The 22,802-nt window shown below is 57.6% G+C and carries 15 protein-coding genes; 6 read left to right on the forward strand and 9 right to left on the reverse strand.

The genetic code is table 11. The annotated features are described in order from the left end of the window. Window positions 1-563: 563 nt before the first annotated feature. Window positions 564-863 (forward strand): IS1/IS1595 family N-terminal zinc-binding domain-containing protein, encoded by a 300-nt coding sequence (locus H567_RS30000; protein WP_084516743.1) that lies wholly within the window; start codon window positions 564-566, stop codon window positions 861-863. Window positions 864-1,088: 225 nt separating this feature from the next. Here H567_RS30000 and metK read toward each other — a convergent pair whose 3' ends face one another. From metK to H567_RS0101965, 4 genes are all read right to left on the reverse strand, one after another. After that, the gene (gene metK, locus H567_RS0101950) at window positions 1,089-2,282 is read right to left on the reverse strand and encodes a methionine adenosyltransferase (RefSeq protein ID WP_028320104.1); all 1,194 of its coding nucleotides are present in this window, start codon (window positions 2,280-2,282) and stop codon (window positions 1,089-1,091) included. Further along, window positions 2,279-5,338 carry a cation-translocating P-type ATPase gene (locus H567_RS22550; RefSeq protein WP_084516745.1) on the reverse strand — a complete coding sequence of 1,020 codons (3,060 nt, stop codon included), beginning with the start codon at window positions 5,336-5,338 and terminating at the stop codon, window positions 2,279-2,281. Before H567_RS22550 ends, metK begins: the two co-directional genes overlap by 4 nt. Window positions 5,339-5,460: 122 nt before the next feature. Continuing rightward, on the reverse strand, window positions 5,461-5,967 hold the full coding sequence (locus tag H567_RS0101960) for an HMA2 domain-containing protein (RefSeq protein ID WP_153306010.1): 507 nt from the start codon (window positions 5,965-5,967) through the stop codon (window positions 5,461-5,463). Between the two features lie 11 nt (window positions 5,968-5,978). Continuing rightward, entirely contained in the window at window positions 5,979-6,266 is a 288-nt protein-coding gene (locus tag H567_RS0101965; RefSeq protein ID WP_051184391.1) for a DUF5132 domain-containing protein, read from the reverse strand. A gap of 757 nt (window positions 6,267-7,023) precedes the next feature. Here H567_RS0101965 and H567_RS0101970 point away from each other — a divergent pair. After that, a complete protein-coding gene (locus tag H567_RS0101970) occupies window positions 7,024-9,219 on the forward strand; it encodes a heavy metal translocating P-type ATPase (protein ID WP_028320107.1) in 2,196 nt (731 codons plus the stop codon). Between the two features lie 496 nt (window positions 9,220-9,715). Here the strand turns inward: H567_RS0101970 and H567_RS22555 are convergent, their stop codons facing one another. The 5 genes from H567_RS22555 to H567_RS0102000 all read right to left on the reverse strand — a co-directional run bounded on the left by H567_RS22555 (window position 9,716) and on the right by H567_RS0102000 (window position 16,297). Then, window positions 9,716-11,563, reverse strand: coding sequence for a bifunctional lysophospholipid acyltransferase family protein/GNAT family N-acetyltransferase (locus H567_RS22555; RefSeq protein ID WP_035253031.1), 1,848 nt, complete (start codon window positions 11,561-11,563; stop codon window positions 9,716-9,718). 11 nt (window positions 11,564-11,574) lie between these two features. Next, window positions 11,575-11,949 (reverse strand): TraR/DksA C4-type zinc finger protein, encoded by a 375-nt coding sequence (locus H567_RS22560; protein WP_035253034.1) that lies wholly within the window; start codon window positions 11,947-11,949, stop codon window positions 11,575-11,577. Between the two features lie 375 nt (window positions 11,950-12,324). Continuing rightward, entirely contained in the window at window positions 12,325-12,696 is a 372-nt protein-coding gene (locus H567_RS0101985) for an HMA2 domain-containing protein (protein ID WP_028320108.1), read from the reverse strand. A 547-nt stretch (window positions 12,697-13,243) separates the two neighbouring features. Next, complete coding sequence (locus H567_RS22565; protein ID WP_084516749.1) at window positions 13,244-14,464, reverse strand: YibE/F family protein; 1,221 nt, start codon at window positions 14,462-14,464, stop codon at window positions 13,244-13,246. Between the two features lie 249 nt (window positions 14,465-14,713). Continuing rightward, the gene (locus H567_RS0102000) at window positions 14,714-16,297 is read right to left on the reverse strand and encodes an alkaline phosphatase (RefSeq protein ID WP_028320110.1); all 1,584 of its coding nucleotides are present in this window, start codon (window positions 16,295-16,297) and stop codon (window positions 14,714-14,716) included. Window positions 16,298-17,270: 973 nt separating this feature from the next. Between H567_RS0102000 and H567_RS0102010 the strand changes: the two genes are divergently transcribed. From H567_RS0102010 to H567_RS0102030, 4 genes are all read left to right on the forward strand, one after another. Beyond that, complete coding sequence (locus H567_RS0102010) at window positions 17,271-19,067, forward strand: adenine deaminase C-terminal domain-containing protein (RefSeq protein ID WP_051184392.1); 1,797 nt, start codon at window positions 17,271-17,273, stop codon at window positions 19,065-19,067. A 642-nt stretch (window positions 19,068-19,709) separates the two neighbouring features. Continuing rightward, the gene (locus H567_RS0102020) at window positions 19,710-21,716 is read left to right on the forward strand and encodes an aldehyde ferredoxin oxidoreductase N-terminal domain-containing protein (protein WP_028320112.1); all 2,007 of its coding nucleotides are present in this window, start codon (window positions 19,710-19,712) and stop codon (window positions 21,714-21,716) included. Window positions 21,717-21,733: 17 nt separating this feature from the next. Further along, on the forward strand, window positions 21,734-22,282 hold the full coding sequence (locus H567_RS0102025) for a 4Fe-4S dicluster domain-containing protein (RefSeq protein WP_028320113.1): 549 nt from the start codon (window positions 21,734-21,736) through the stop codon (window positions 22,280-22,282). Window positions 22,283-22,317: 35 nt separating this feature from the next. Beyond that, window positions 22,318-22,802 (forward strand): 4Fe-4S dicluster domain-containing protein (locus H567_RS0102030; protein ID WP_028320114.1); only part of this gene is annotated, 485 nt, incomplete at its 3' end.

Raw genomic sequence — 22,802 nt, forward strand, 5'->3', positions numbered from 1 at the left:
AAAAAGCGGCAATACGCTCCCGGACTTCGTCGACAGACCAGCGCTCGTCGAATTGGACAAGGATATTTCCAGTCCATGCACTTGCGGAAACGTTTTTTACCGGACCACAATCCAGAAGCCTGCCTTCAAGGTAAAATCCGAGTTTCTTGCATTTTTTCAGCCCAATGACCGCTATTCGCACCCTCCCAGGCAGATGATGCAGCACTCTTCCTGCAGGTTTCTTATTCGCATTCGATTCACGATGTCGAGTCAAGGCGACCTCAGATCTTTTCTACGTTCAAGGTATCGGTGCCAATGCCACCCTTACTATTTTCCGTGGTACTCGATGAAGAATCAAGGCTTATCCTCCTTCCGATCCATAACGCTTCTCATAGGAAAGTAGGCGGGACTTATTGGGTCCGGACGAGGGATACCCCGACCCGCCGAAGGTTCCAGGCCGGTTGCAATTCTCTGATGGACACAAGTGGGCGGAGAAAATTCTCGGATCGATCTGACGGCTATTCCGGCCCGAAAATGAATTCAAGGCTAATCAAAATCTAATATTCAGGGTGCACGCTTCCTGCATGGGAAAACAGGAAAGATCGTGCCAGGCGGATATCCACTGTCCCCGATGCGGGTCAAGTGCCTTGAACCGCTACGGAAGGTCTCCTCAGGGAAAAGAGAGGTATATCTGCCTTGTCTGCAACCGGCAGTTCGTCCTCTCAACGAACCGGGGGGTGACGAATGACCGTCCGCAATGCCCGCTATGCGGAAGTCCGATGCATGTCTACATGCGGGAGCCGGGATTTGTCAGGTTCCGCTGTTCGCATTATCCTGTCTGCAGAGGTTACTATAAACGTGAGGAGGGCATTCGGGAAAAATGACTTTTTGGGCGTACTGCCGCTCGCACATTGCGAGTCAAGGATCCGACCATCAAAAATCGAAAGGGACCGGTGCACAGGGGATTTTTCAACACGCGGCCAAGGGTGATGTTCGGCAGGCCCTTTTTCGGTCGGGTGGTAGAGAAGGCTCCAGGGCTAAAGGTCTTTCCTTTCGGACGGCATGGATCTGAACCTGCAGGAGCGTTGAGGTTTTTCCACGGACCGGCTTTATAGGTCCCCTTTTAAAATCTCCGCCTTGTCCGTCTTTTCCCATGGTAAATCGATATCGGTTCGGCCGAAATGGCCGTAGGCAGCAATCCGTTGATAAAATCCTTCCGGATAGGCAGTGGGCAAATGCCTCAAATTGAAGTGCCGCAAGATGCCGGCGAGCCGAAAATCGAAATTTCTCCGGACGATTTCCCCGAGGTCTTCATTTGAATATTTGCCCGTGCCAAAGGTCTCTACCTGAAGGCTTACCGGTTGAGTAATGCCGATCGAATAACTGAGTGCAACCTCACAATCCGTCGCCAGCCCGGCTGCGACAACATTCTTGGCGGCGTACCGTGCTGCATAGGCCCCGATCCGATCGATGCGCATGGGCCCCTTTCCGCTCAGGGCATTGCCGCTGTGGCGTGAAAAATTACCGTAGGTGTCAACCGCGTTCTTCCGTCCGGTCAGGCCAGAGTGATGCGAAGGGCCCCCGGTAAACACACCGTCAGGGTTGATGAACAGCTTAGTCCTACTCGAAGGTTTGATCTCTTCATCTTCAAAGCTCGGCCCGATCACACGCTCGACGATATCATCGCGCAGCCTTTTCTGGGGTGGGGATTCGACATCTCTCTGGCTGGCGGTCACAGCGATGCTGTGAATGCCGGAGGGCCGGCCGTTTTTGAATTCGACACCGATCTGGACCTTTCCATCCGGCATCAGGTAAGGCAGGTCCCGATTCGTCCTTGCACCGGTCAGGCTGTAAGCAAGCTTGTGAGCCAACACGATGGGGAGCGGCATCAGGACGGATGTTTGATCACAGGCAAAACCAAACACCGTACCCTGTTCTCCCGAGGTAATGCGATCGATTTCCGCCTCGGTAAGGGCATGCTCGTCAAAGAGGGCTTTTTTTTCGGGCGGTCGGCCTTGAGGCGCTGTCAGGATGCTGCAGGTCTTGGAATTGAAATCGGGTTGGTCATAGCCGATTCGTTTGATAACCTTGCGTGCCACGTGCGGAAGATCCACCTTGGCGCTGGTGGCGAAATGCGCCCCGATGAAAAGAATGGCGCTCGATACGGCGCACTCCGCCCTGACAAGGGCACAAGGATCCTGCATGAGGAAGTGGTCGACGATGGCGTCGCTGATCTGGTCGCAAAGTTTGTCGGGATGCCCCTCGGTCACAGATTCCGAAATGAATGTATAGTCTTTTCTCATGGCTCTTCCGCCTTCTTCCGGCCTTTGGCCGTTTCATTGACAATCAACGGGATCACCGCACTGCCCCCGACAACGGCGAGATCGGCGAGTCCCAGGGTCGCCACTCCGAGGAAATTCCTCAGAGGCGGCACGAAAAGTGTCATGGCCTGCAGGAGAAGGGACCCCCCGAGTGCAATTGCAAGATAGGGGTTTGCCGGCATCTTATCTTGTCCCGGCAGGTGACTCGATTCGGAACGGCAGCTGAGGGCGTGCAGCAGTTGGCCGATGGTCAGGCTTTGAAAAGCGAGCGAGGCGGCCCGAATACCCATGCCATATCGAAGAATTCCAAAGCCATAAGCTCCCAATGACGCTGCGCTGATCACAGCGGATTCCCGGACCATCTGTTTGAAATCGTTTCTGTCGAACAGCGGCGCCTGCGGGTCCCTGGGGGCCTGTTGCATGACATCCTGCTCGGGCGGTTCCATCGACAAGGCCAGCCCGGGAAAAATATCCGATATGACGTTGATCCAGAGCAGTTGCATCACGCTCAGGGGAAACCCGATTCCAGCGGCTACGGCCAGGAACATCACCATGATCTCGGTCAAATTCGTAGAAAGAAAAAAATGCACGGATTTTCGTATGTTACGATAGGTTGAACGGCCATCGGCAATGGCGATGACAAGCATCCTCAAATCATCACCCTCCAATACGACATCAGCCACCTCCCGTGCAACGTCCGTCCCGCTCTCACCCATGGCGATGCCAAGATCGGCGGCCTTCAACGCAGGCCCGTCATTGATGCCATCCCCGGTCATGGCCACCACGCGTCCGGCGCCCTGCAAGGCCTGGACGATCCGGAGCTTGTGGGCCGGGCTGACCCGGGAGTAGACATGCACCTTCCTTGACAGGGCCTGCATGAGCTTTGGATCGATCTTGACCAGTTCGATCGAGTCGAGAATACCCAATGGACCTTCCTCATTGAGGTTCAGCTGCTCCGCGACCGCGTAGGCCGTTGCGCTTTGATCCCCGGTAATCATGATAGTCCCGATACCGGCTCGATGAAACACTCTCATCAATTGTGCCACCCCGTCCCGGATAGGATCGGCCATCCCCACGAGACCGAGCCACACCAGACTGCCGTTTTCGGCCGGCTCCGGCGGAATACCGTCGTCATGGAGGGCATAGGCAACCCCCAGCACGCGCAACGCCTGACCGGCCATCCGTTCGTTTTCCATCTCGATCCGGCTGCGGGCGACCTCGTCCAATGGGACTATCTCTCCCCTCATGAACTGCCGGCCGCAAAGATTCAGGACCTCGGCCGGGCTTCCCTTGACCGCCAGGAGATGCCCCGCAGCCGGCTTCTTGTGGAGGGTGGTCATGTACAAGCGTTCATCCGACCGGTAGGTGATCTCGAGCAGGGCATGGTCTTGACGGAACTGGACGGGGTCAACGCCGGCAATCCAGGCTAGACGGATAAGCGCTTGCTCGGTGGGCGACCCGTTGAGTTCGAAACCGCCGGTCGACGGATCGACGGCGATCCGGGTCTCGTTGCAGAGCGTACAGATTTCGATCAGCTTCCTGAGGGCGCTCCCTTCCTGAAAATTCACTGTGCCGGTTTCCGCAGCGGGCCCTTGTTTGCGGATATGAACTTTTTCGAAGGCTGCGTAGGTTTCGGTGACGGCGATGCGGTTGAGCGTAATAGTACCCGTTTTGTCCAGACAAAGGGTCTGGATAGCCCCTAGGGTTTCCACCGCCTGCAGATGGCGGATCAGAACGCCGTGTTTCCGCATCTTGTTGATGCCCATCGCAAAATTAATGGTTGCGGCGGCAGGCAGTCCTTCCGGCACAGCGGCTGCGGCCAGCGAGACGCCCGTCCGGAGCATCTGCAGAAATCCGTAGCCTCGCAGGAAACCGATCAAAAAGACCGCGCCGCAGATCAGCCCGCAAAGAATCACCAGTTGATCGCCCATGACGCGCAGCTGTCTCTCGATCGGTGTTTCGGGCCGCTCGGTTTCATCGAGAAGGATCTGAAGACGGCCGATCTCGGTGTGGGCACCCGTAGCGACCACCACGGCAAGCCCCTCACCGCCTGTCACCAGCGTTCCCCTATAGGCCATGTTGAAACGCTCGGCCAAGGGGACACCCTCGAGGATAACGGCATCGGGCCGCTTCTGGACAGGCATGCTCTCACCGGTCAAGGCCGACTCGTCGATGCTCAGATGGGTGGCTCGGACAATGCGGCTGTCTGCCGGTACGTATGTTCCGGGTTTCAGAACCACGGCATCCCCGATCACGACCTCTTCGATGGGCACTTCGGCGGGCTTGCCTTCTCTCAAGACCGAAACGACCGGGTGTACGATCCGTTTGAGCGACGCGATGGTCTTCTCGGCCTTGCACTCGGTTACATATCCGATGATGGCATTGGCAACCGTTACGCCGGCGATCACCAGAGCGTCCAGCAGGCCTCCAGTCACCAGGGCGATGCCAGCGGCACCGCCGAGCAAGGCCACCGGGAGAGAAAGAAACTGTCCGGACAGGATATCCCACCTCGAACGCGGCTGCGATTCCGGGAGGGTGTTGGGGCCGTATAATTTCAGTCGCTGCGCGGCTTGTTCGCGGGAGATCCCCTTTTCTCCGCTTTCGAGGATCGTCCATACAGCCGCTGCATCCAGTGTGTGCCAGGGTCTTGAAGGCTGCGCCTCTTCGGAGGGGAGGAATTCGCGGATTTTATCCTTCACGGAGCGAACGATCCCGGATGCGAGGCCTGCCGTTCGGGAGCGCTCTGTTTCCCTGCATTCCCCCGCGCTGCAATCCAGTGTTCTAGATGTAACCGAAACGTTCTTGCCGCGGGCGTGGCCGACGAACGCTGCCAGCAAATCGGCTGCATCCCGAAAGTCGAGATCGGCGCTGAATTGGAGCAGGATGTTGCCGGTTACCGAGTTGGCCGATGCCGAGAGCAGCTTTGGATGGGCGTTCAGATGGGATTCCAGGAACCGCTTCAGGGCTTCGGAACCTCTCAGTCCGTCCACCTTGAAGCGCGCCCTCCCAGGCACCTTCGTATGCAAGGGATGGATCATGGAATCGTCCGCAGATTGGTTTGCGCCCGATGCGTCAGACAACAAACCCTTGCAATCGCCTGACGACTGCAAGGGTTGCAGACCGTGATCCGGCCGCCGGACACGCGCTTTAGACCGCTTGATTATTCATCGCCGTGCATCTTGTCGACGATGGACTTCGAGAAGATGCCCATGGCGTACCAGAAAGCGGTGTACCAGGGGGGCGCACGCAGGTTGCCACGCAGGATCTGCACAATGCCCACGACAAGGAGGGCCATGAAAGCCAGTCCCGGAAGATCCACCTCGCCGCGCGTGAAACGCCTGACCGACCGGCTGAGGTCTCCCACGGGTTCCACCAGCCGCCGGGAGATGGGAACGCGCCATTCAGTCGTCGAGAGGAGCTGAAAAAGCCCTGCCTCAGAAGCGATACCGCCGATCCTGTCGGCCTCCACAGTTTCACCTTTGAAAAGCAGGCTGCCAGTCAGCGGATTGACCTCCAGCGTGAGGTCTTCCGTCTTGGCGGCAAACACCTCTTTTACCCGGGCAAAATACGAATGATCCCCAGTTCTGGAGGAGACCTTGATCCGCATTCGACCGGGTGTCTTATGCGTGAGGCAGGCCTCGGGGATGGCAGACAGAAGGTCCGGCACCGGCGGCCCCGTTATGTCGTTGTGACGGCCTTTTTGGCCTTGGCAACCGGGGCGGCCTGTTCCCCGGCCAGCTCGGATTTGGCCTCGGCGGTCAGATCCTCGAGGGTCTCCTTGGTTTCTTCAACCATCAATTTGCCTTTTTCGTAAAGAATGATGCCGCCCTTGATGCCGGCCTTGGCCAAAGACTTCAGAACGCCACCCGCCACCGGCAGGATGATGGGCGCCAGCAGCACCGCCGCAGCACCCACAGCCAGGCCGGTCCCCCATTTCATCCCGTTTGTCAGATTACCGAGACCCATATCGAACCTCCTTCTAGACGAAAACTGGTTCGCAGTGAATCACAACCCCATGCCACATGTTTTTCCTATCCAAACGCGATTAGCCGCATATAGCCCTATTCTTTAGCTTCACCCAAACGGAGTTCTATGGGCGATGTTTTCTCCGCTTGCTTCCTCCTGTCGAACCTATTTGACTCGTCGGCCGGCGGGTAGAGGGGTGTTCCATCTCAAGCTTGGGCATTCAGATCGATCCCGCCTCACATCCCGCAATACCTTTCAGAAAACTTTTTCATGGGTGGACACTAACATAACCATCGTTGCGTCGGTCAACGGGGAGGTCAAAAGTATACCGGATAAAAATAGCAACCCATTCGAGAGCTCGAAGGGCTTTCAGCGCGAGGATTGTTTGCGACCGATTGAATTCTAGTGAAAATCATATTGGAAAATTTCTAGATTGACAAGAATATAAACCATTCCATTCCCTAAAAAAATCGTCTTTAAAACCGTTCGAATTGGCGTTATGCTTCGGAGGCGGCCATCCGAAACGGATAACGCGGCAAGATACCGTTTCAACCTTGAAAAGGAGATGGTTTGATCATTGCGAGAAAATCATTTGGTTGAGTTAAGGGGCCTCTTGTTTACGTTCTGACCAACCGTATGGATTGGCGTCGGAACCGGGAAAATTGATCATCGGGGGGTGCTCGCGCGCGAAATGTCTCTCGAACGGCTCTGATCCAAAAAAGGATCGCTATTCGCAGCGGAACGGGAGGGTGTAACGATGAAGAAATCTGTCCGCATCGAGGTCCGCCACGCTGTCCCGGGGCGGTTGCGGCTGAAAGTGCCTTTCGTATGCAATGCCATCGGCGCCCGCGACAGGATCGAAGGGCATCTCGAGCAAGTCCCGGGTGTCCAGCGCGTACTGATCCGCTACGGGACCGGAAGTCTCATCGTCTTCTACGACAGGGCCGTCTGTACAACGTCTCGGATGTTGGATCGCATCGAGCGACACCTGTCCTCCTCTGCAGTGGCGCAGTGCCTGTCCGCAACGCGCCGGGATCCTACGCAAAAATCCTTCCACCCGTCCGCGTATGGTAAGGTCATCGGCTGGGGCCTTTTCAATGCCCTGGCGTTGACCGCCTTTATGGGATTTTCCCTTTTACGCCGTTTCTTTACCGGCGCAGTGCCCGGCCGGGGGCCTTTCACTGTGACCGGCTTCGTCGCCGTGGGGTCCGCCTTACCGCTTTTTATCAGGAGTGTCAAAGAGGTTGTATCAACCCGCAGGATGGGCCTTTTTCCATTCCTCAGCGGCGCCTTGATCCTGGCGGTCTTTGCAGGTCAGGCCTGGACCGCTCTCGAGATCATCTGGATTCTCAGCATCGGGCTGCTTCTCGAAGAAAGCGCTGCCGAGCGCACGCGCAGGCTGATACGGGACCTTCTTCCCATCCCTCCTGAGCGGGTTCTTGTCGTCGAAGAGGGGAGGCCGGTTGTAAAATTCCTGTCGTCGGTCCGCCAGGGAGATATCCTTAAAATAGCCTCAGACGGCGAAATCCCCGTGGACGGCATCGTTCTGGCGGGGGAGGCCATGGTGGACGAAGCTCGCATGACCGGACGCGCGCAGGCCGCATGGCGAAGAACCGGCGACTGGGTTTATGCCGGGACAGCCGTGGTGCAGGGGACCCTCTCCATCCGGGCGAAACGCCTGGCGGAGGAAACCTATCTGGCGCGCATCGGCCGACTGATCGAGGCTGCGTTGTCGGAGCCTTCTGAGACTGAGAAAAAGGCTGATGTGCTGGCTCGACGTCTGACGCGGCTGAGTTTCTGGGCGGTCGGGGCGACCCTTATCCTGACGCGCAGCCTCTCTCGCGCCTTTTCGGTCCTTCTTGTCCTGGCCTGCCCTTGCGCCACTGTTCTGGCCGCCTCGACCGCCGTCTCGGCAGCCATTGCCAATGCCGCACGGCGAGGCATCCTCGTCAAAGGCGGCGGATACCTTGAACGGGTCGCTGCGGTGACCTGCGTCTGCTTCGACAAGACCGGCACCTTGACCATGGGTACACCGGAGGTCGTCGAGATCTTGCCACGCTGGCCGCGCCAAAAACCTGAAACGGTCCTGTTGTTGGCAGCTGGAGCGGAGCAGGGCGATACGCACCCTTTGGCCAAGGCGCTTCTCGGAAAAGCACGGGAAGAGGTGCTGACCCTGCCGGGGGTGACCTCCGTTGAAACGTCTATCGGGCGCGGAGTCCGCGCTGTAATAAAAAAGGACGTCATCCTGGTCGGTCATGCCGCATTTCTGGAGACTCAAAGTGTAGACACCGGGTTTTTCAAGAAAGAAGCCGCCTCTCGCAAGGCAGAGGGCGAAAGCGTCCTATTCGTCTCGCGCAACGGTAAGCTGCAGGGGATGATCGTGATCGACAACCGTGTAAGGGGTGAAACAGCGATGGTCCTGAGCGCACTTCGCGCGCAGGGGATTGAAAGGCTGATTCTTTTGAGCGGTGACGGAAAGGCGGTTGTCGAAAGACTGGCCGCGGCCTGTGGTTTCGACACGTTCGAAGGGGACCTCCTGCCTGAAAACAAGGCCGGTTATGTCGATACGCTTCGCGAAACCGGCGCATGCGTGATGATGGTGGGCGACGGCACGAATGACGCCCTGGCCCTTTCAAGGGCGGATGTAGGCGTGGCCGTAGGTGCGGGAGGATCGGCGCTCGCATTGGAAGCCGCGGATGTCATCCTGTTGGATGACCGGCTTGAAGGGCTGAACGACCTGAGGTCCCTGGCGAAAGACATGCTGCGGATTGCCGATCAGAATTTCTGGCTTGCCACAGCGACGAATATCCTGGGTATCCTGCTCGGCGCGGCGGGATGGCTCCCGCCTGCCGCCGCCGGTCTCCTGCACATCGGCCATTCCGCGGGGATTCTTGTCAATTCCGGCAGACTCCTTGCCGATCGATCGTCGTCCGTGCGCGAAGAAGAGGCCTGACAGCCCCTCACTTTTCTCTGATTGATTTTATCGGAGGCCTTGAGTTATCCACCCGTTTCTGCCGGATCGATGGGATGATGCTATCGGGTGGTTCAAAGCCGTCTGTCTACTTCGTTACGCTCATCCCGTGTGACGGCCGCCCAATGGGTCCCCTCCGGACATGGTCTCTTTGGCCAATCTCGTCGTCAATGTGCACGTTTGCTTATGCGGCGACCAACAGGTCGTGTCCGCGCAGCCGCTTGATTTCATTGATATTGACCAGACCGGGAACCCGCCCCGCAGGCGAGGGACTGAGCACCCGACGGGTGCGAAGAAGAAACCTCATTTCGGGATTGGGAACCGGGGTCTACGGCGAAATCATCTCCGGGTGAAAACCCATTGTATTTGCGCCTCATTCCAAGGTATTTCGCAAGCCTTGCATTCGGCCGTTTTTCAAGAGCCTGCGCAAAACGGATTTTTCGATCGATGCATAAGGGGGTGGACGCAAGGTTGGGGTTCAGGGGAGATCCAAGAGCCTCACAGCATGATAGTTTCTGAAGTTGGAATAGCCTTCACTACCCATGTACCGCTTCAGCAGTTCCGGCTTTGTCCGGAAGAGGTTAACGAGAATCAACCCGTCGAGCGTATTCCCGAAACAGCGGTCAAGATTGAAGCACAGGAGATTTCCTCCGAGTTTGAGATACTGGCGCAGGAGGACCGGCAGTCCCTTGCCGTCTGGTTCGATCTCGGCGATCCAACTCGACAGATCTTCGATATCGACCGGCCAGGTTTTGCGCCGACGATCCCCCTCGCCGTGGAGCAGCCGGGCCTTGTACTTGAAGGGGGTGCGGGGCTGGACCAATTCCGAGAGTTTGTTGGAGACGTGGCGGGTATGCAGGTAGGCTGCGATCAGGCGGCGTGAGTCGTTGCGGTAATCGCTGGTAATCGAGACCGGACCGAAGAGGGTCGTGTAATGGGGGTTGCGCACGACAAAACGCGCGATACCTTTCCAAAGCATCAACAGGGGTGCATAGGATCGCTGATATTTTTTCTTTACGAAGGAGCGTCCCATTTCCAGGGCCGGGCCGATCCTTTCGAAGAAATGTTCCCGGAAATGAAAAAGGGTGTTGGTATATAGGCCTTCCCGGCCGAGGCGAGGCAGAATGACATCGGTGGGTCCGATCCGGTAAGCCCCTGCCACCTCGGAGTGCTCCCGGTTCCACAGGAAGAGGTGGATGTACCAATCGTCGAATGGGTCAAGATCCAGAGCATGGCCGGTGCCTTCGCCCGCCGCTCGGAAAGTGATTTCTCGCAGACGGCCGATTTCTCTGAGTAGTTGGGGAATCTGGGCGGCCCGGGCGAAGAAGACTTCAAATTCGCCGCTGACGAGCAAAGATTGCCCCTGCGGCAAGGCTTGGACCTCAGCCGCGATGCTCGAGCCGTTTCCGGCGTTGATGATTTTGGCCGGGGGAGTGGCGTGGCGCCGCGGTGTCTTGAATCGGAAGGGGAGCATCCTTGTCGCGGGTCCCATGGATTTGCCGAGGCGGCAGGTACGGTGCCTCAGGTAGGCGGAAACATCTGCCGGTCTGCTGAATGCCGCAATCTTGTGGGGATCGATGAGGCTGCCGATTTTAACCTGAATTTCGGACGAACTTTTGTTCAGGACCTCTCGCGGCAGAAGAGCCGTACGGAGCATGGGGTGGAGAAGACCGGCCATCTGAAAGAGGTTGCTGTTTCTCCCCCTGAAGTAAACAGGAAGGACTGGAGCGGAACTGCGCTGGATAAGCCTTGAGAGCGTCTCATTCCAGGGGGGTTCCGCAACGTGACCGTGACGAAAGGAGAAATGGGCGACCTCACCGGCGGGGAAGACAGCCAGCATGCCGCCGTTCCGCAGGAGTTCCAGGGCCTGCTTGACCGGCGCCAAGTTTTTCGGTGAGGCCCGCTTTTTCTGAAAGGGGTCGGCGAGGAGAAGCAGGGGCCGCAATTCTTCGATCGCGCCGAGGATGAAGTTGGCCAGGATTTTGAAGTCGCTGCGCACCGTAGAGAGTAAGGCGGCCAGTATGATTCCGTCGACACCGCCGAAGGGGTGGTTGGCTACAACGATCACCGGGCCGCTGGAAGGAATAGCGCTGGCTGCTTTGCCGACGAGGGAATATCGCACCCCGAGCACCTGCAGGACATGGTCCAGAAACTCTTTGACATTTTCACTGCGCGGAATGGCAGCGTAGGAGGCTTTTATGCGGTCAATGCTCAGGGCGTGCTCGAGGGAATTGCCGGCCAGGACGGCGAGTTTACTGCGGATAAGGGGCTTTTGCGGATCACTTATATGCGACGGTGAAACATTCGGTGTTTCTCGGGTTAACATGGTCACTCCCTCTATTGCGAGGTCAAGCGTCTTTGTTCCATTTCGTGCTGGCATGCAACACAGAGGACGGTTTCTGGTACGGCACAGAGACGCTCTACAGGGATCATTTCACCACAGCGCTCGCATAAGAAAAAATCATTGTCTGTCGTTGGTTTGTTGAGAACAAGATTAAGCCCACGAACGTAAGCACTTTTTTTCTCAATCAATTTATAAATTGTATTAAGAGAAATAGCATACTGTGCTTTATCACATATTTCGGAGAGACTCCCCTCTGAGTTTTCGGCATGATACTGTTTTCTCATGCTCAGAAGCTGCCTGAGATGGTCTTCAGCCTCTGATTTGAGTGCGAGAACCTGGTCGATGAATGGCCGCCTGTCGATCTGCATTTTCCTCTACCTCGCCAAGATCTGATTTCCGCGGCATCCCGCGATAGCCCACAAGGCCTCCCGTCGGTGAATTCGGATAGCGGCCAGAGAAAGCATCCGTTATCTTGATTCCTTCCGGAAATGATTTCCCATAGAAGCCAGTTCCCATCCGGCGGTATGCATGAATAAAAAAGAAGGTGCAGCATGTAGAGATTCTTACAGGGTGAATGTTTGAAAAATCGCAGAGTCATGCAAGATTTTGATGAATGAGGATCGGTCGCGAGGAACGGGAGATGGGAAAAGCGGGCCAGTGGCGCACTTTGCTTCAAGCGCCATCCTTTGCATCTTCGCCCGGTTCACTTTGAGCATCAAGGCGGATATTCCACATGCTGCGGGTCAGATCAAGGCGGCGAGAAAGGAAAGACCTGCCGGTTCCAAAGCCTTTCCCACGGCCCAGCCGAACAGGGCCTTGCCTACGGCGACACCGACCTGCCCCGAGATCTGGGTTTCGGGATTGGCATGGGTGCCGATGGACCGGCTGTCAAGGAGCCTGGATCTTTCGAGACAGGCCAGGATTTCGTCGACGTGGAGTATATTTGTGCGGTATCTGATCTTCACGCTCCCCGTAACGGGGTTGATGGCGACGTGGTCGATGCCGATCAGGCATTCGAGTTCATTAGTCAGGCGCTCGGATAAGCCGGGCTGAGCTTTGAGCATGGGGATCTTGACACGGAGTCTGCCGGGAATGCTGTGGATATAAACCGACATCGTCTTTTTATTCCCTCCTTTCGCTTGCAAAAACTCCTGCATGCCGGTGGTCGGAGCATCCAGACCTCGGAAGGCCGGTTTCCCGCACGCATATCTGGATCTCTTTCCAACGGTGCGCCAGATGCGATTATTTTTGGATGGTTTTTCCGCTTCATCGTGAAGTTGATCTGATGTTGCGTGCCAAATAGATGCATTTCCCTCTGCTCGTTGGTGTCTTTCAGCGCCGGTGGAATGCCGGTAAATGGGTCAGCGCAAAGGCATCTTCACTATGCCTGATAGATTGTGAGGGATCACATCGTATATCCTGGAATGGACGGATTAGGTTTTCATTAGGCGTTTATTAGAAGTTTCCATCCGGAAATGGTCTTTTTGCCAATCTCGGCTTCAATCTGCACGTTTGCTTGTGCGGCGACCATCAGGTCGCCTCCGAAAAGGGTTGTTTTCCCGAAGTGCACATGTGTATCCGATTTCCGATGATCAACCCGCTCCGAGTCGTCTGTCGAGACGATAGTGGCGTTTTGACCGGCCCGGATCACCTGGCTATCGATCAGGGTTGGGAAGAGGTTCCGGACGTCGCTGCAGATGCTGCGCTGCCTTGTAATACGTTCGCCGCGGATGCAGTGGTGTCCTTCATCGCAAGCTCGACGCTTTTCCGCCCTGTCTGACGATAGAGTAAGGCGGCGCAAAAGGCGGTGAGAGGGGCGACTGTCACCAGTCCAAAGCTCCCCACCAAGATGTTCAGCACCTCGGCGGCAACGAATGGGGCGTTCAGGATGTTGACCGCCGGGAGGCCTTTGGCCATGAACAACAGGAACATCGCGATGTGGCTGCTGGAGTAGGCGAGGAGAAGCGTCGTCGTCATGGTCCCGACGACCGCTCGGCCAATGCGCAGACCCGAGCGCAAGTGGTCGAAGGGGGCGATGTCCGGATGCCGGCGCTTGATTTCGTCCATGCTCGCGGCGATGTCCATGGCGAGGTCCATGACGGCGCCGGAGGAGGCGATAAAGACGCTGGCGATGAAAATGCCCGTCAGGTCAAGCCTGAAATGGCCGGAGTAGAGGAGGGTTTCTGCGAAGGGCCTTACGGCGCCGTGAAGCGCGAACGCCTTGGTAAAGCTGGTCGCCAGCGCACAGGTGAGCCCGACGCCGAGCATGGAACCGAGGAAGACGGCAAGGCCGCGGCGGTTGACCCCGCCGACCGAGAAGGTGATCACCGCAGTGAGAAGGGCCGCGATGGCGAGGCCCGTCGAAAGAGGAGGGAAGCCGCGCAGCAGCAGCGGGAAGAAGAGTTTCCATAACACCATCGCCGCGAATAGGAAGGACAATACGGCCTTCAGCCCGGTAACTCCGGCGACAGCGAGAAGGAGGATGCCGAAGAGCGCGATGAGAAGGATCTGCATCTTAAGGCGGTCATAGCCGCGTGCGACCCCGTGCGCGGGTTTCCCGTCGATCGTATCGTACTCGACAAGAACGATCTTCCCGGCCTCATAGAATTCGTCGAATTCCATCTTTCCGGTCAGCATATTGACGATCTCGATGGACTGTCCTTCATGGGGGCCGTTGAGCAGGCGCACGGTCAGGAACTGCTCCTCGGTCTTGACGATGAGGTTTTGGCGTACGCGGCTGTTGTCCACAGCTTCCACCACTCCCCGCGCGTGGATCCCCTTCGGAGCGCTGGGGATGCGGGTGAGATCCAGGAATGAGAGTGCGATGCAGATGCTCGCGATGATCAGGGAAAAAATCCATTCATGCCGCCGGTGGGTTGACATCGAGCACCTCTCCTGTGAAAAAAGCGGCGCCGCCCATGCGGCGGCGCCTTCCATGTTTTTGATTCGACTCCAGCCGTCAACGCCCGTTTTCTATCAGGGCTGTCTTTTCGAATTTCGCTTCTGGCCCGGACAACGGGCCCTTCTCGGGGCTGTGTGTTCTATGCCTGCCGGATGGGAAGTGCCTTCGCACTTTTTCAGGCAGGCGATGAGGTTCAACCGGCAGAAACCGGATGGAGCCGAGTCCGAGACCTATTTTTCAGTGGGCAGGCTCGGCAGGTTCATGGCCTCGGCGAGCTGCTTGGCGATATCGGTGTTGTCGTAGAAGCCGGCAAACCGTTCAGCTTCCCGGCCTTGGGCGAAGATCGGAACCGGCACGCCGGTGTGGGAGTACGAGGTCCACCCGATGCTGGCGCGCTCGTTCAGGATATGGGTGATGGTGACGATGATCGGTTCGTAGCCGCCATAGAGATAGCGGTTTTCGTCGGCGCTGTTGTCGTTGGTCCCGCAAAGCGATTGATCATAGGCATCTTCCAGCTTTTCCTTCTGGTAGGCATTGAGGTCAGCCCAATCCAGACCGAAGAAGTCCTTCATCAAATCAAGCATGGCTGAATTGGAAGACAGGGTGTCAGGGTTGGAGGCACAATCAGGGCAGCAAGCAGAATAGGTGCCTTTGTGATCCGTCCACGGCTCGTCCTTGAAGTATTGGAAGCTGCTGGTCTGGTTGAGCAGCCGATCGTAATAGGCCTTGTAAGCCGTAGTGGCGTGGCCGACGGTCATCCCGCCCGTTTCATGGTCGCCGGTGACGACGATCAGGGTCTGAGCCGGGTGTTTCCTGTAGAAGTCGAGAGCTACGCCGACGGCATCGTCGAAATCGAGCATATCGCCGATGGTCGCCATGGCGTCGTTGGCGTGGCAGGCCCAGTCGATCTTGCCGCCTTCGACCATGATGAAGAATCCTTTGCCTTCAACCTTTTTTCCCCGGCCCTTGCGCGAATTGGGGCGGGCGGGATGATCGGACGCACCGCCGTATAGGTTGGCGATGGCGACTTCCGTCATTTCCGCGAGCGACAGGTTGGTTTCGGGTCTATCGATGGCATAGGGCATGGCTGAAGCATCCTGCAGCCACGGGTTGATGCAGACGACCCGGTCTCTAGGGGCGTCCTTGAGCGCAAGGATGGATTCACGGGTATTGCGGACTTCATAACCGTTGTTCGTGAGCAGGCCCCAGACATCGTTGGGAGCATCGGGTTTGACCAATCCTCCGCCGCCGAAAAACTCATATCCGGTCGCTGCCAACTGGGTGCCGATGTTATTCATGTCGCCGCGGCTCGGGACGCTGGCATAATAGGCGGCGGGCGTGGCATGGTCCAAAGAAACACTCGAGATGATGCCGACCTTCATGCCGCTTTCGTGGGCCAGTTGGGCGATGCTCTTATAGGAATGAGTCTTGGTGTCATCCATGCCGATGACCCCGCTCCGTGTCTTGATTCCGCAGGCGAAGGCCGTGGCCGAAGACGCCGAGTCGGTCATCAAGGCAAAGGAATCATAAGTGGTTTGCATCCCCGCCACCGGCATCTTGCTCATGTTCAGGCGGTTTTCATCGGCAAGTAGATAGTCGGCGTCTAATTCGCCGGAGTTCGGACCTAGAGGCTGCCCTCTATCAACGGCATATTTGGTAGCCAGATAGGCTTCGGTTGCCTGGATCTGCGAAGCGGACATGCCGTCCCCGAGGAAGAAAAAGACATATTTCGGTTGAGCGGCACAGGCCAACGTGGCCGCGAAGAGAATCAACATTGCCAGGAGTGTTGCTCCAGCACGTTTTCCGATGTTCATGGTTTGCCTCCTTAATTTAATGATAGCGGGTAGTCGGATGGTTATCGATAGCTGCTTGAGTCAGTGGTTTGATCATGTTCTCTTCTGCTTTCCATCACCCCCTTTCAAAGACTCGACCGAAGAATGGCGACGGAGAGTCCTTCCCACAGTTTCTGTAAAGCAGTTCTTAGCGGGCCGGATTTCATCTCCGGGTCTTTTGTTCGACGGCCCCGAGCCGAGCGAAATGCTCTGTCTCCACTGGAGCGCTGTTTTCACGGAGCGAGAAAACGGACATGAGCACCCGGGTGATCCCTGGAAGACTCCCCATTCAGGTTTGCAGATTGAATGTCGGAAGCGCGCGCTCTCGCCCGAATGGTTTGTCCAAGATCTTGTACTCTTGGACCTACAGCCGCGGCTCGATATCGGGGCCCCACCGCGGAGTTCTGAAATGGGAGATTAGGAAAGGATTGTTCGAAGGATCTTAGGGTTTGTTTTTGTTTCGGATAGAAATGCGTGCAGGAAAGGATAGAGCGTTGGATAGTCCTGAGGCAGGCCTGCCCGCACCTTCGCTCCGGCATTCTTAATTAGTTTATGATTTCATATATTTATGCTGTCAAAGCAAGCAGGCGAGTGGGGCACGTTTTTCGGGGATTTCGCTGCGCGCTGGGAAAAATTTAGATTTTATGCGCTTTTTAAGTATAATCCCCTCCGGTCTATTCCTTCTTGGCACCCGATGCTGCTCGGCAGGGGAGCTTCGTGGCATGCAGACGGCTTTGAAATGTCCCGGAAGACCTGAAAATCGGGCTGCAGCGGGTGTGAAAGGATGTGCTGAGGATGGTTTGGAAAGGATTGTCCAGAGCAACCTGGTTTACAATTCGGAAATGTGGATTCGGTTCGCCGGCCAGGCTGCCCAGTTCGATTGCTCCGCGGCGGCTCATGGGGATATCGGAGCCGGGAAGTTCGGGGAGAATATAACGAAAGGGGTTTGATACAGATGGCGGTCGAGATGAGGGTGTTTTCTAAACGGGAGGGGGCGGAAGCCGGTCGCGATATGCAGCTTCTCATGGACACGGCCCTGGGAAGAAGGCCGGCGGATCTGGTGGTCAGGAATGGGACCCTGATGGATGTGTACACGGGGAGGATGCTTCCGGGGCGCTCCGTGGCGGTTGCCGGGGAGTGGATTGCCCATGTCGGGTCTGACCTCGGCTACGCCGTGGGTCCGGAGACCCGCGTGATCGAGGCGGACGGGCGGGTGATCTGTCCGGGATTCATCGACGCGCATACGCACCTGATCAACTACTTCAATATCCCCGAGTTCCTCTCCTATGCGGTCCCTTCGGGCGTCACCTGCCTGATCGCGGAGTTGGAATGCTACGGCTTCATCCTGGGTGCCGAGGGGGTGAGGATCTTTCTGGAGCAGACAGAGGCCAGCCCGGTCAAGATCTACACGTTGGTCCCGCCCATGGTGTCCCTGAGTCCGGCCGCGGAGGCCCTGATGATCACCCCGGAGCAGCTGGCCGGACTGTTCGAAGACCCCCGGGTCATCGGGCTGGGGGAATCGTTCTGGCAGGCTCCCGTCCTGCAGTCGGACCGGCGGATCCTGGCGTTGATCCGTGAAACGCATAAGGCCGGGAGATCCGTCCAGGGCCACGCGGCCGGGGCGTTCGACCGGAAGCTGGCTGCCTATGCGGCCATCGGCGTGGAGTCTTGCCACGAGGCCATTTCCACCGAAGATGTGCTCAACCGCCTCGAGATGGGTTTCTACGCCATGATCCGGGAAGGGGACATCCGCCGGGACCTGGAGATCATCCTTCCCCTGAAGGACGAGATCGATTTGCGCCGCGTGATTCTGGTGACCGATGGGACCAACCCCAGTCTTCTGATTGAAAAGGGGTATCTGAAGGATGTGGTGCAGAAGGCGGTGGATCTGGGAATCGATCCCATGGAGGCGGTCCGCATGGTGACGCTCAATCCGGCGGAGCATCTGGGGCTCGACAAGCTGATCGGCGGAATCGCTCCAGGCCGCCATGCCGACCTCCTGATCCTGCCTGATCCCCGGACGATCAGGCCGCAATGGGTGATCTCCAAGGGCCGCGTGGTGGCAGAGGAGGGGCGGATGACCGTGCCTTTCCCCGAGGCTCATTACCCTGACAGACTCATGAATACGGTCAGGGCACCGGTTGTGTCGCCCTCCGCCATGGCGGTTCCCGAGTCCTGCGCAGATCGGGAGGGGATGGTGCGGACCCTGGACATCCAGCCTGGAGGCCTGGTGGCGCGGGAAGGGAGGGCGCGTCCCAGACCGGTCTCAGGGTATCTGGCGTCGGATCCGGCTGACGATCTGCTCAAGGTCTTCTTCATGGAGCGGATCAGCGGCCGGGGTGAGGCGTTTGTCGGATTCGTCCGGGGTTGGGGCCAGAAACGCGGAGCCGTTGCCACCACGCTCTGCTGGGACACGGGGGGCATCATCGGGATCGGCGAAAACGACGAGGATCTGGCTGCTGCCGTCAACCGTTTGATAGCGATCCAGGGGGGAACCGTCATCGTCGTTGACGGGGAGCCGAAGCTGGAGATCCCCCTGCGCGCCGGGGGGTATGTCTCGGAACTGAGGATGCCGGAACTGGCCGAGCGACTGGTACGCTTCCAAGAGATCATGACCTTCCTGGGGACAGGCCTGGATTTCGCTCACCTGACCCTGAGCGTTCTTACCACGCCCGCCATCCCGTTTATCCGTATGACGGAAAAGGGCTACTATCGGTTCAGGGAGGGCGATATTGTCCGGCTCGGATCTTGACGCCCTGCATCCGAAAGCGGTCGCGGGGAGGGGTGAGCCATGAGCGGAAGGCTGGCAGGCTTAAAACCGATTCGTCTCCTGCCCTTGAGGTTGTTTCCGAGTGGCCGCCGTCCCGTTTTTTTCTTGACACGTAGTTATGTTGTGGCTAGATTGTAACCACACCCTTGAGGACTTACATTCAGAAGACGTTTCAAAATTGTTTGTCAGATCGACCTGTTGCTTTTCCTCGTGCGCCTTGGTGCTTTTGCAGCCGCAAGAAAGGCGAAAACAAAAAAATGCCCGTCATGAACGCCATATACCGGACGCTGGAATGGATCGATGTGATCCGTCCGGCTGGAGTCGTTTTCGGCGGACAGGCCGGTCTGGAAAGAAGGGCTTTATTTTCAGCCAGATAAAGTCGGGTTTGCCCTCCAGGGATCGGCGGGCGGTTTTTCTGGCGGGATGATGGGGGGTGTGCGGCGGGACGGTAGATCGGCGCCGGCCATCCCCGGCGGTCTATCAGGATGGAGTGTTGACCAGTCCGGTTGCCGGCTCACCATCGTAAGGGGGGTATCCCGGCCGGCCGGGATTGCCCAGAGCGAAGCAGCGGTTTAGAAACGGCCCGGACGACCATATCGCAAGTTTAGGACAAGAGGTAGAAAAATGAGGTACGCGGAGACAGGGTTCAACCTGGAAATCGATTTGTCGCGCGGAAACATCGAAAGGGTGGAAAGCGACCCGAGAGACACGGAACTCTATCTGGGGGGGCTGGGCACGAACGCCAAGATTTTGTGGGACAGGGTTCCCCCTGAAGTCGAGCCCTTTTCTCCCGATAATCTGCTCATATTCAGCGCCGGTCTTTTGTGCGGCACTCCGGCCACCGGCTGCAACCGGACGATCGTCTCGACGATTTCCCCCCAGACCCGGTTGATGCAGTTTTCGATGATGGGGGGATTCTGGGCGCCGGAACTGAAATATGCCGGATATGACAAGATCATCCTGCGCGGCAAGTCCCCCGATCTGGTCTATCTGTACATCAACAACGACAAGGTGGAGATCCGGGATGCCTCGCACCTGCGCGGGAAGGGCGCGGTCGAGACGGCCGAGATTATCCGGCAGGAACTGAAGGAGCCGAGGGTTCAGGTGGCGGCCATTGGCCTGGCCGGTGAGAACAGGGTCTACTTCGCCTCCATCGAGCAGGGCCGGTCGAGTGCAAGCCGCGGTGGGATCGGCGCCGTCATGGGGGACAAAGGCGTCAAGGCCATCGCGGTTCGGGGGACCAAGGACATCAACGTGGCGCGGCCTGCCGAGTTTATCGAACTCTGCAACGAGGTGCTGGCCTATATCAAATGGCGGGAAGAGCATCCCATCGAAGGGGTGATGACCATTTTAAAGGGCCTCGGGTCGCCGCAGGAGATGGCGGTTCATGACGAGAAGTGGCATACGGAGAATTTCGCCTGGGGCAATGCCCGCCTCCGCAGAAAAGACTTCTGGAACGAGGAGGTCGCGGAAAAGTGGACCGAAACGCTCGAAAGCATGCGGACGCGCCTCATCAGCTGCTACAACTGCCCGATGAAGTGCGGGGCGACCGTTTCCGTGCCGGGGCTTTCCACCTACATGATGAAATGCTTTTCGAAGCTGACGTACACCATGGCGGCCATGTCCGACTTGAATTTCGGCCTGACGATCGCGCAGCAGGCCACGGAGTATGGGGTGGACGGGTTTTCGACCCCGCAGGTGATGGCCTTCGCCATGGAGCTTTACGAGGCTGGGATCCTGACGGATCAGGATATGGAGGGGATGCCCTCCGACAACGACGGGAGGTTCTACTGGCTGCTCGACAGGATCGTTCGCCGGGAAGGGATAGGCGACGTCCTGGCCAACGGGACCTACTGGGCGGCCCAGCAGATCGGCAAGGGAGCGGAAGCCTATGCCCACAACAATATCAAGAAGCATGAGCAATTGCCGCTCAAGCTCGGTATGTTGAACCCAATCTACTTCCTCATGTATTCCACCGGAGAGAAGATCAACATCACCCAGATCGAAGGGCAATTCCCGCAGGCGCCTTTCCCGACAAGGGAGGAAAGGGAGGCCTTCGTCAAGGACTGGATCCAGGTCCCGGACGAGAAGTTCAAGCAGTATTTCCTGGACTGGGAACTGCGAGGAGAGAACTCGATGCCTTTCTATCCGACCGTGGAGATGTGCTGTGACATCGTGGATTGGCAGGAGAGGATGCATTACATCGACGACGCCCTCGGCATGTGCGCCGGCCTGTCTTCTTTTCCGCTGAAGCCTCCCTACCACATCCACAATTACCCGAAATTCATCTCCGCCGGGGCCGGGATCGAGATGGACGAGGCCAAACTGACGGAGGCCACCAAGCGGTACCGGACCCTCGTAAGGGCGAATAACATCCGGAGGGGAATGCGGAGGAAGGACGAGAAACCTCCCCAGGATCACTGGAAGAAAAGGTTCCCCGAACTGGAAGAGAAACTCCTGGATACCTACTACGCTTACAAGGGTTGGAACAAAGAGGGCATCCCCACCAAAGAGACGCTGCATGCCCTGGGATTGGATTATGTCGCCAAAGATTTCCTGGAAAGGGGCATCTTGACGGATGATGAAGGCACTCCTTCTAAAGAGACTTCGGCGGAGAAAGAGCCGAAATAGGCTGGAGGGAACGAATCGTGGCTGGTGAGAAGAAGAAGAAAATCGTCAAGACCATCAAGGTTGACGCGGATAAATGCAACGGCTGCCGGGCATGCGAGGTGGTCTGCTCGGCCTTTCACGCCGCGCCGAAATACAGCAGCAACAACCCCGCGAGGTCCCGCATCCGGGTGATTCGCGAGCCGATCCGGGACATCTACCTGCCTGTGTATGCCGGGGAGTATGCACCGGCGGAGTGCATGGGCAGGGACAAGTATATCATCGACGGGAAGGAATACGACGAGTGCGCCTTCTGCCGGGCTGCCTGCCCATCCCGGGACATCTTCAAGGAGCCCGACTCCGGCCTCCCCCTCAAATGCGATATGTGCGAAGGGGAGGAGGAACCCTTGTGCGTCAAGTGGTGTCTGGTGGATGCCTTGACCTACGAAGAACGGGAAGAGGAAGTCGAAGAAGAGGCCGAGGCGCAGGAGGATCTCGAGATCGGGTTGGAGGCGCTGGCTGACAAATACGGACTGGATACCATCATGGAAACCGTTGCCAAGATGTCCATGTCGAAAAAAGGCTCATGAAACGTTACGGCAATGGAAGAGGATAGAAAAAGACAGTGGAAGCGGTAGCCGATTACAAGGAAATTATCGATGTCATCAAGGCGAACGGCGGGGACGCATTCAAGCGATGCTTCCAGTGCGGGCTGTGCGACACGGTGTGTCCGTGGAACCGGGTGCGGAGCTTCAGCATCCGCAAGATCGTGCGGCAGGCCGCGTTCGGGATGACCGAGATCGAGAGCGACGAGATCTGGCGCTGCACGACGTGCGGGAGATGCCCGCAGCAGTGCCCGAGGGACGTCAAGCAGATCGAGTCCGGGATCGCGCTGCGGCGGGTGGCGACGGAATACGGGGTGTTCCCGACCTCTGTGAAGGCGGTCCGGACGGTGAGCGCGAGCCTGGTGGGGGAAGGCAACCCGCTGAGCGAGGAGCGGAAGAAGCGGGCGGACTGGGCGAAAGGCCACTCGGTGGAGGAGTTTACCGAGGAGAAGGAGGTGCTGTATTTTCCGTGCTGCTACCCGAGCTACGATCCGCGGTTGAAGAA

Source organism: Desulfatiglans anilini DSM 4660, from assembly GCF_000422285.1.
Classification (GTDB): Bacteria; Desulfobacterota; DSM-4660; order Desulfatiglandales; family Desulfatiglandaceae; genus Desulfatiglans; species Desulfatiglans anilini.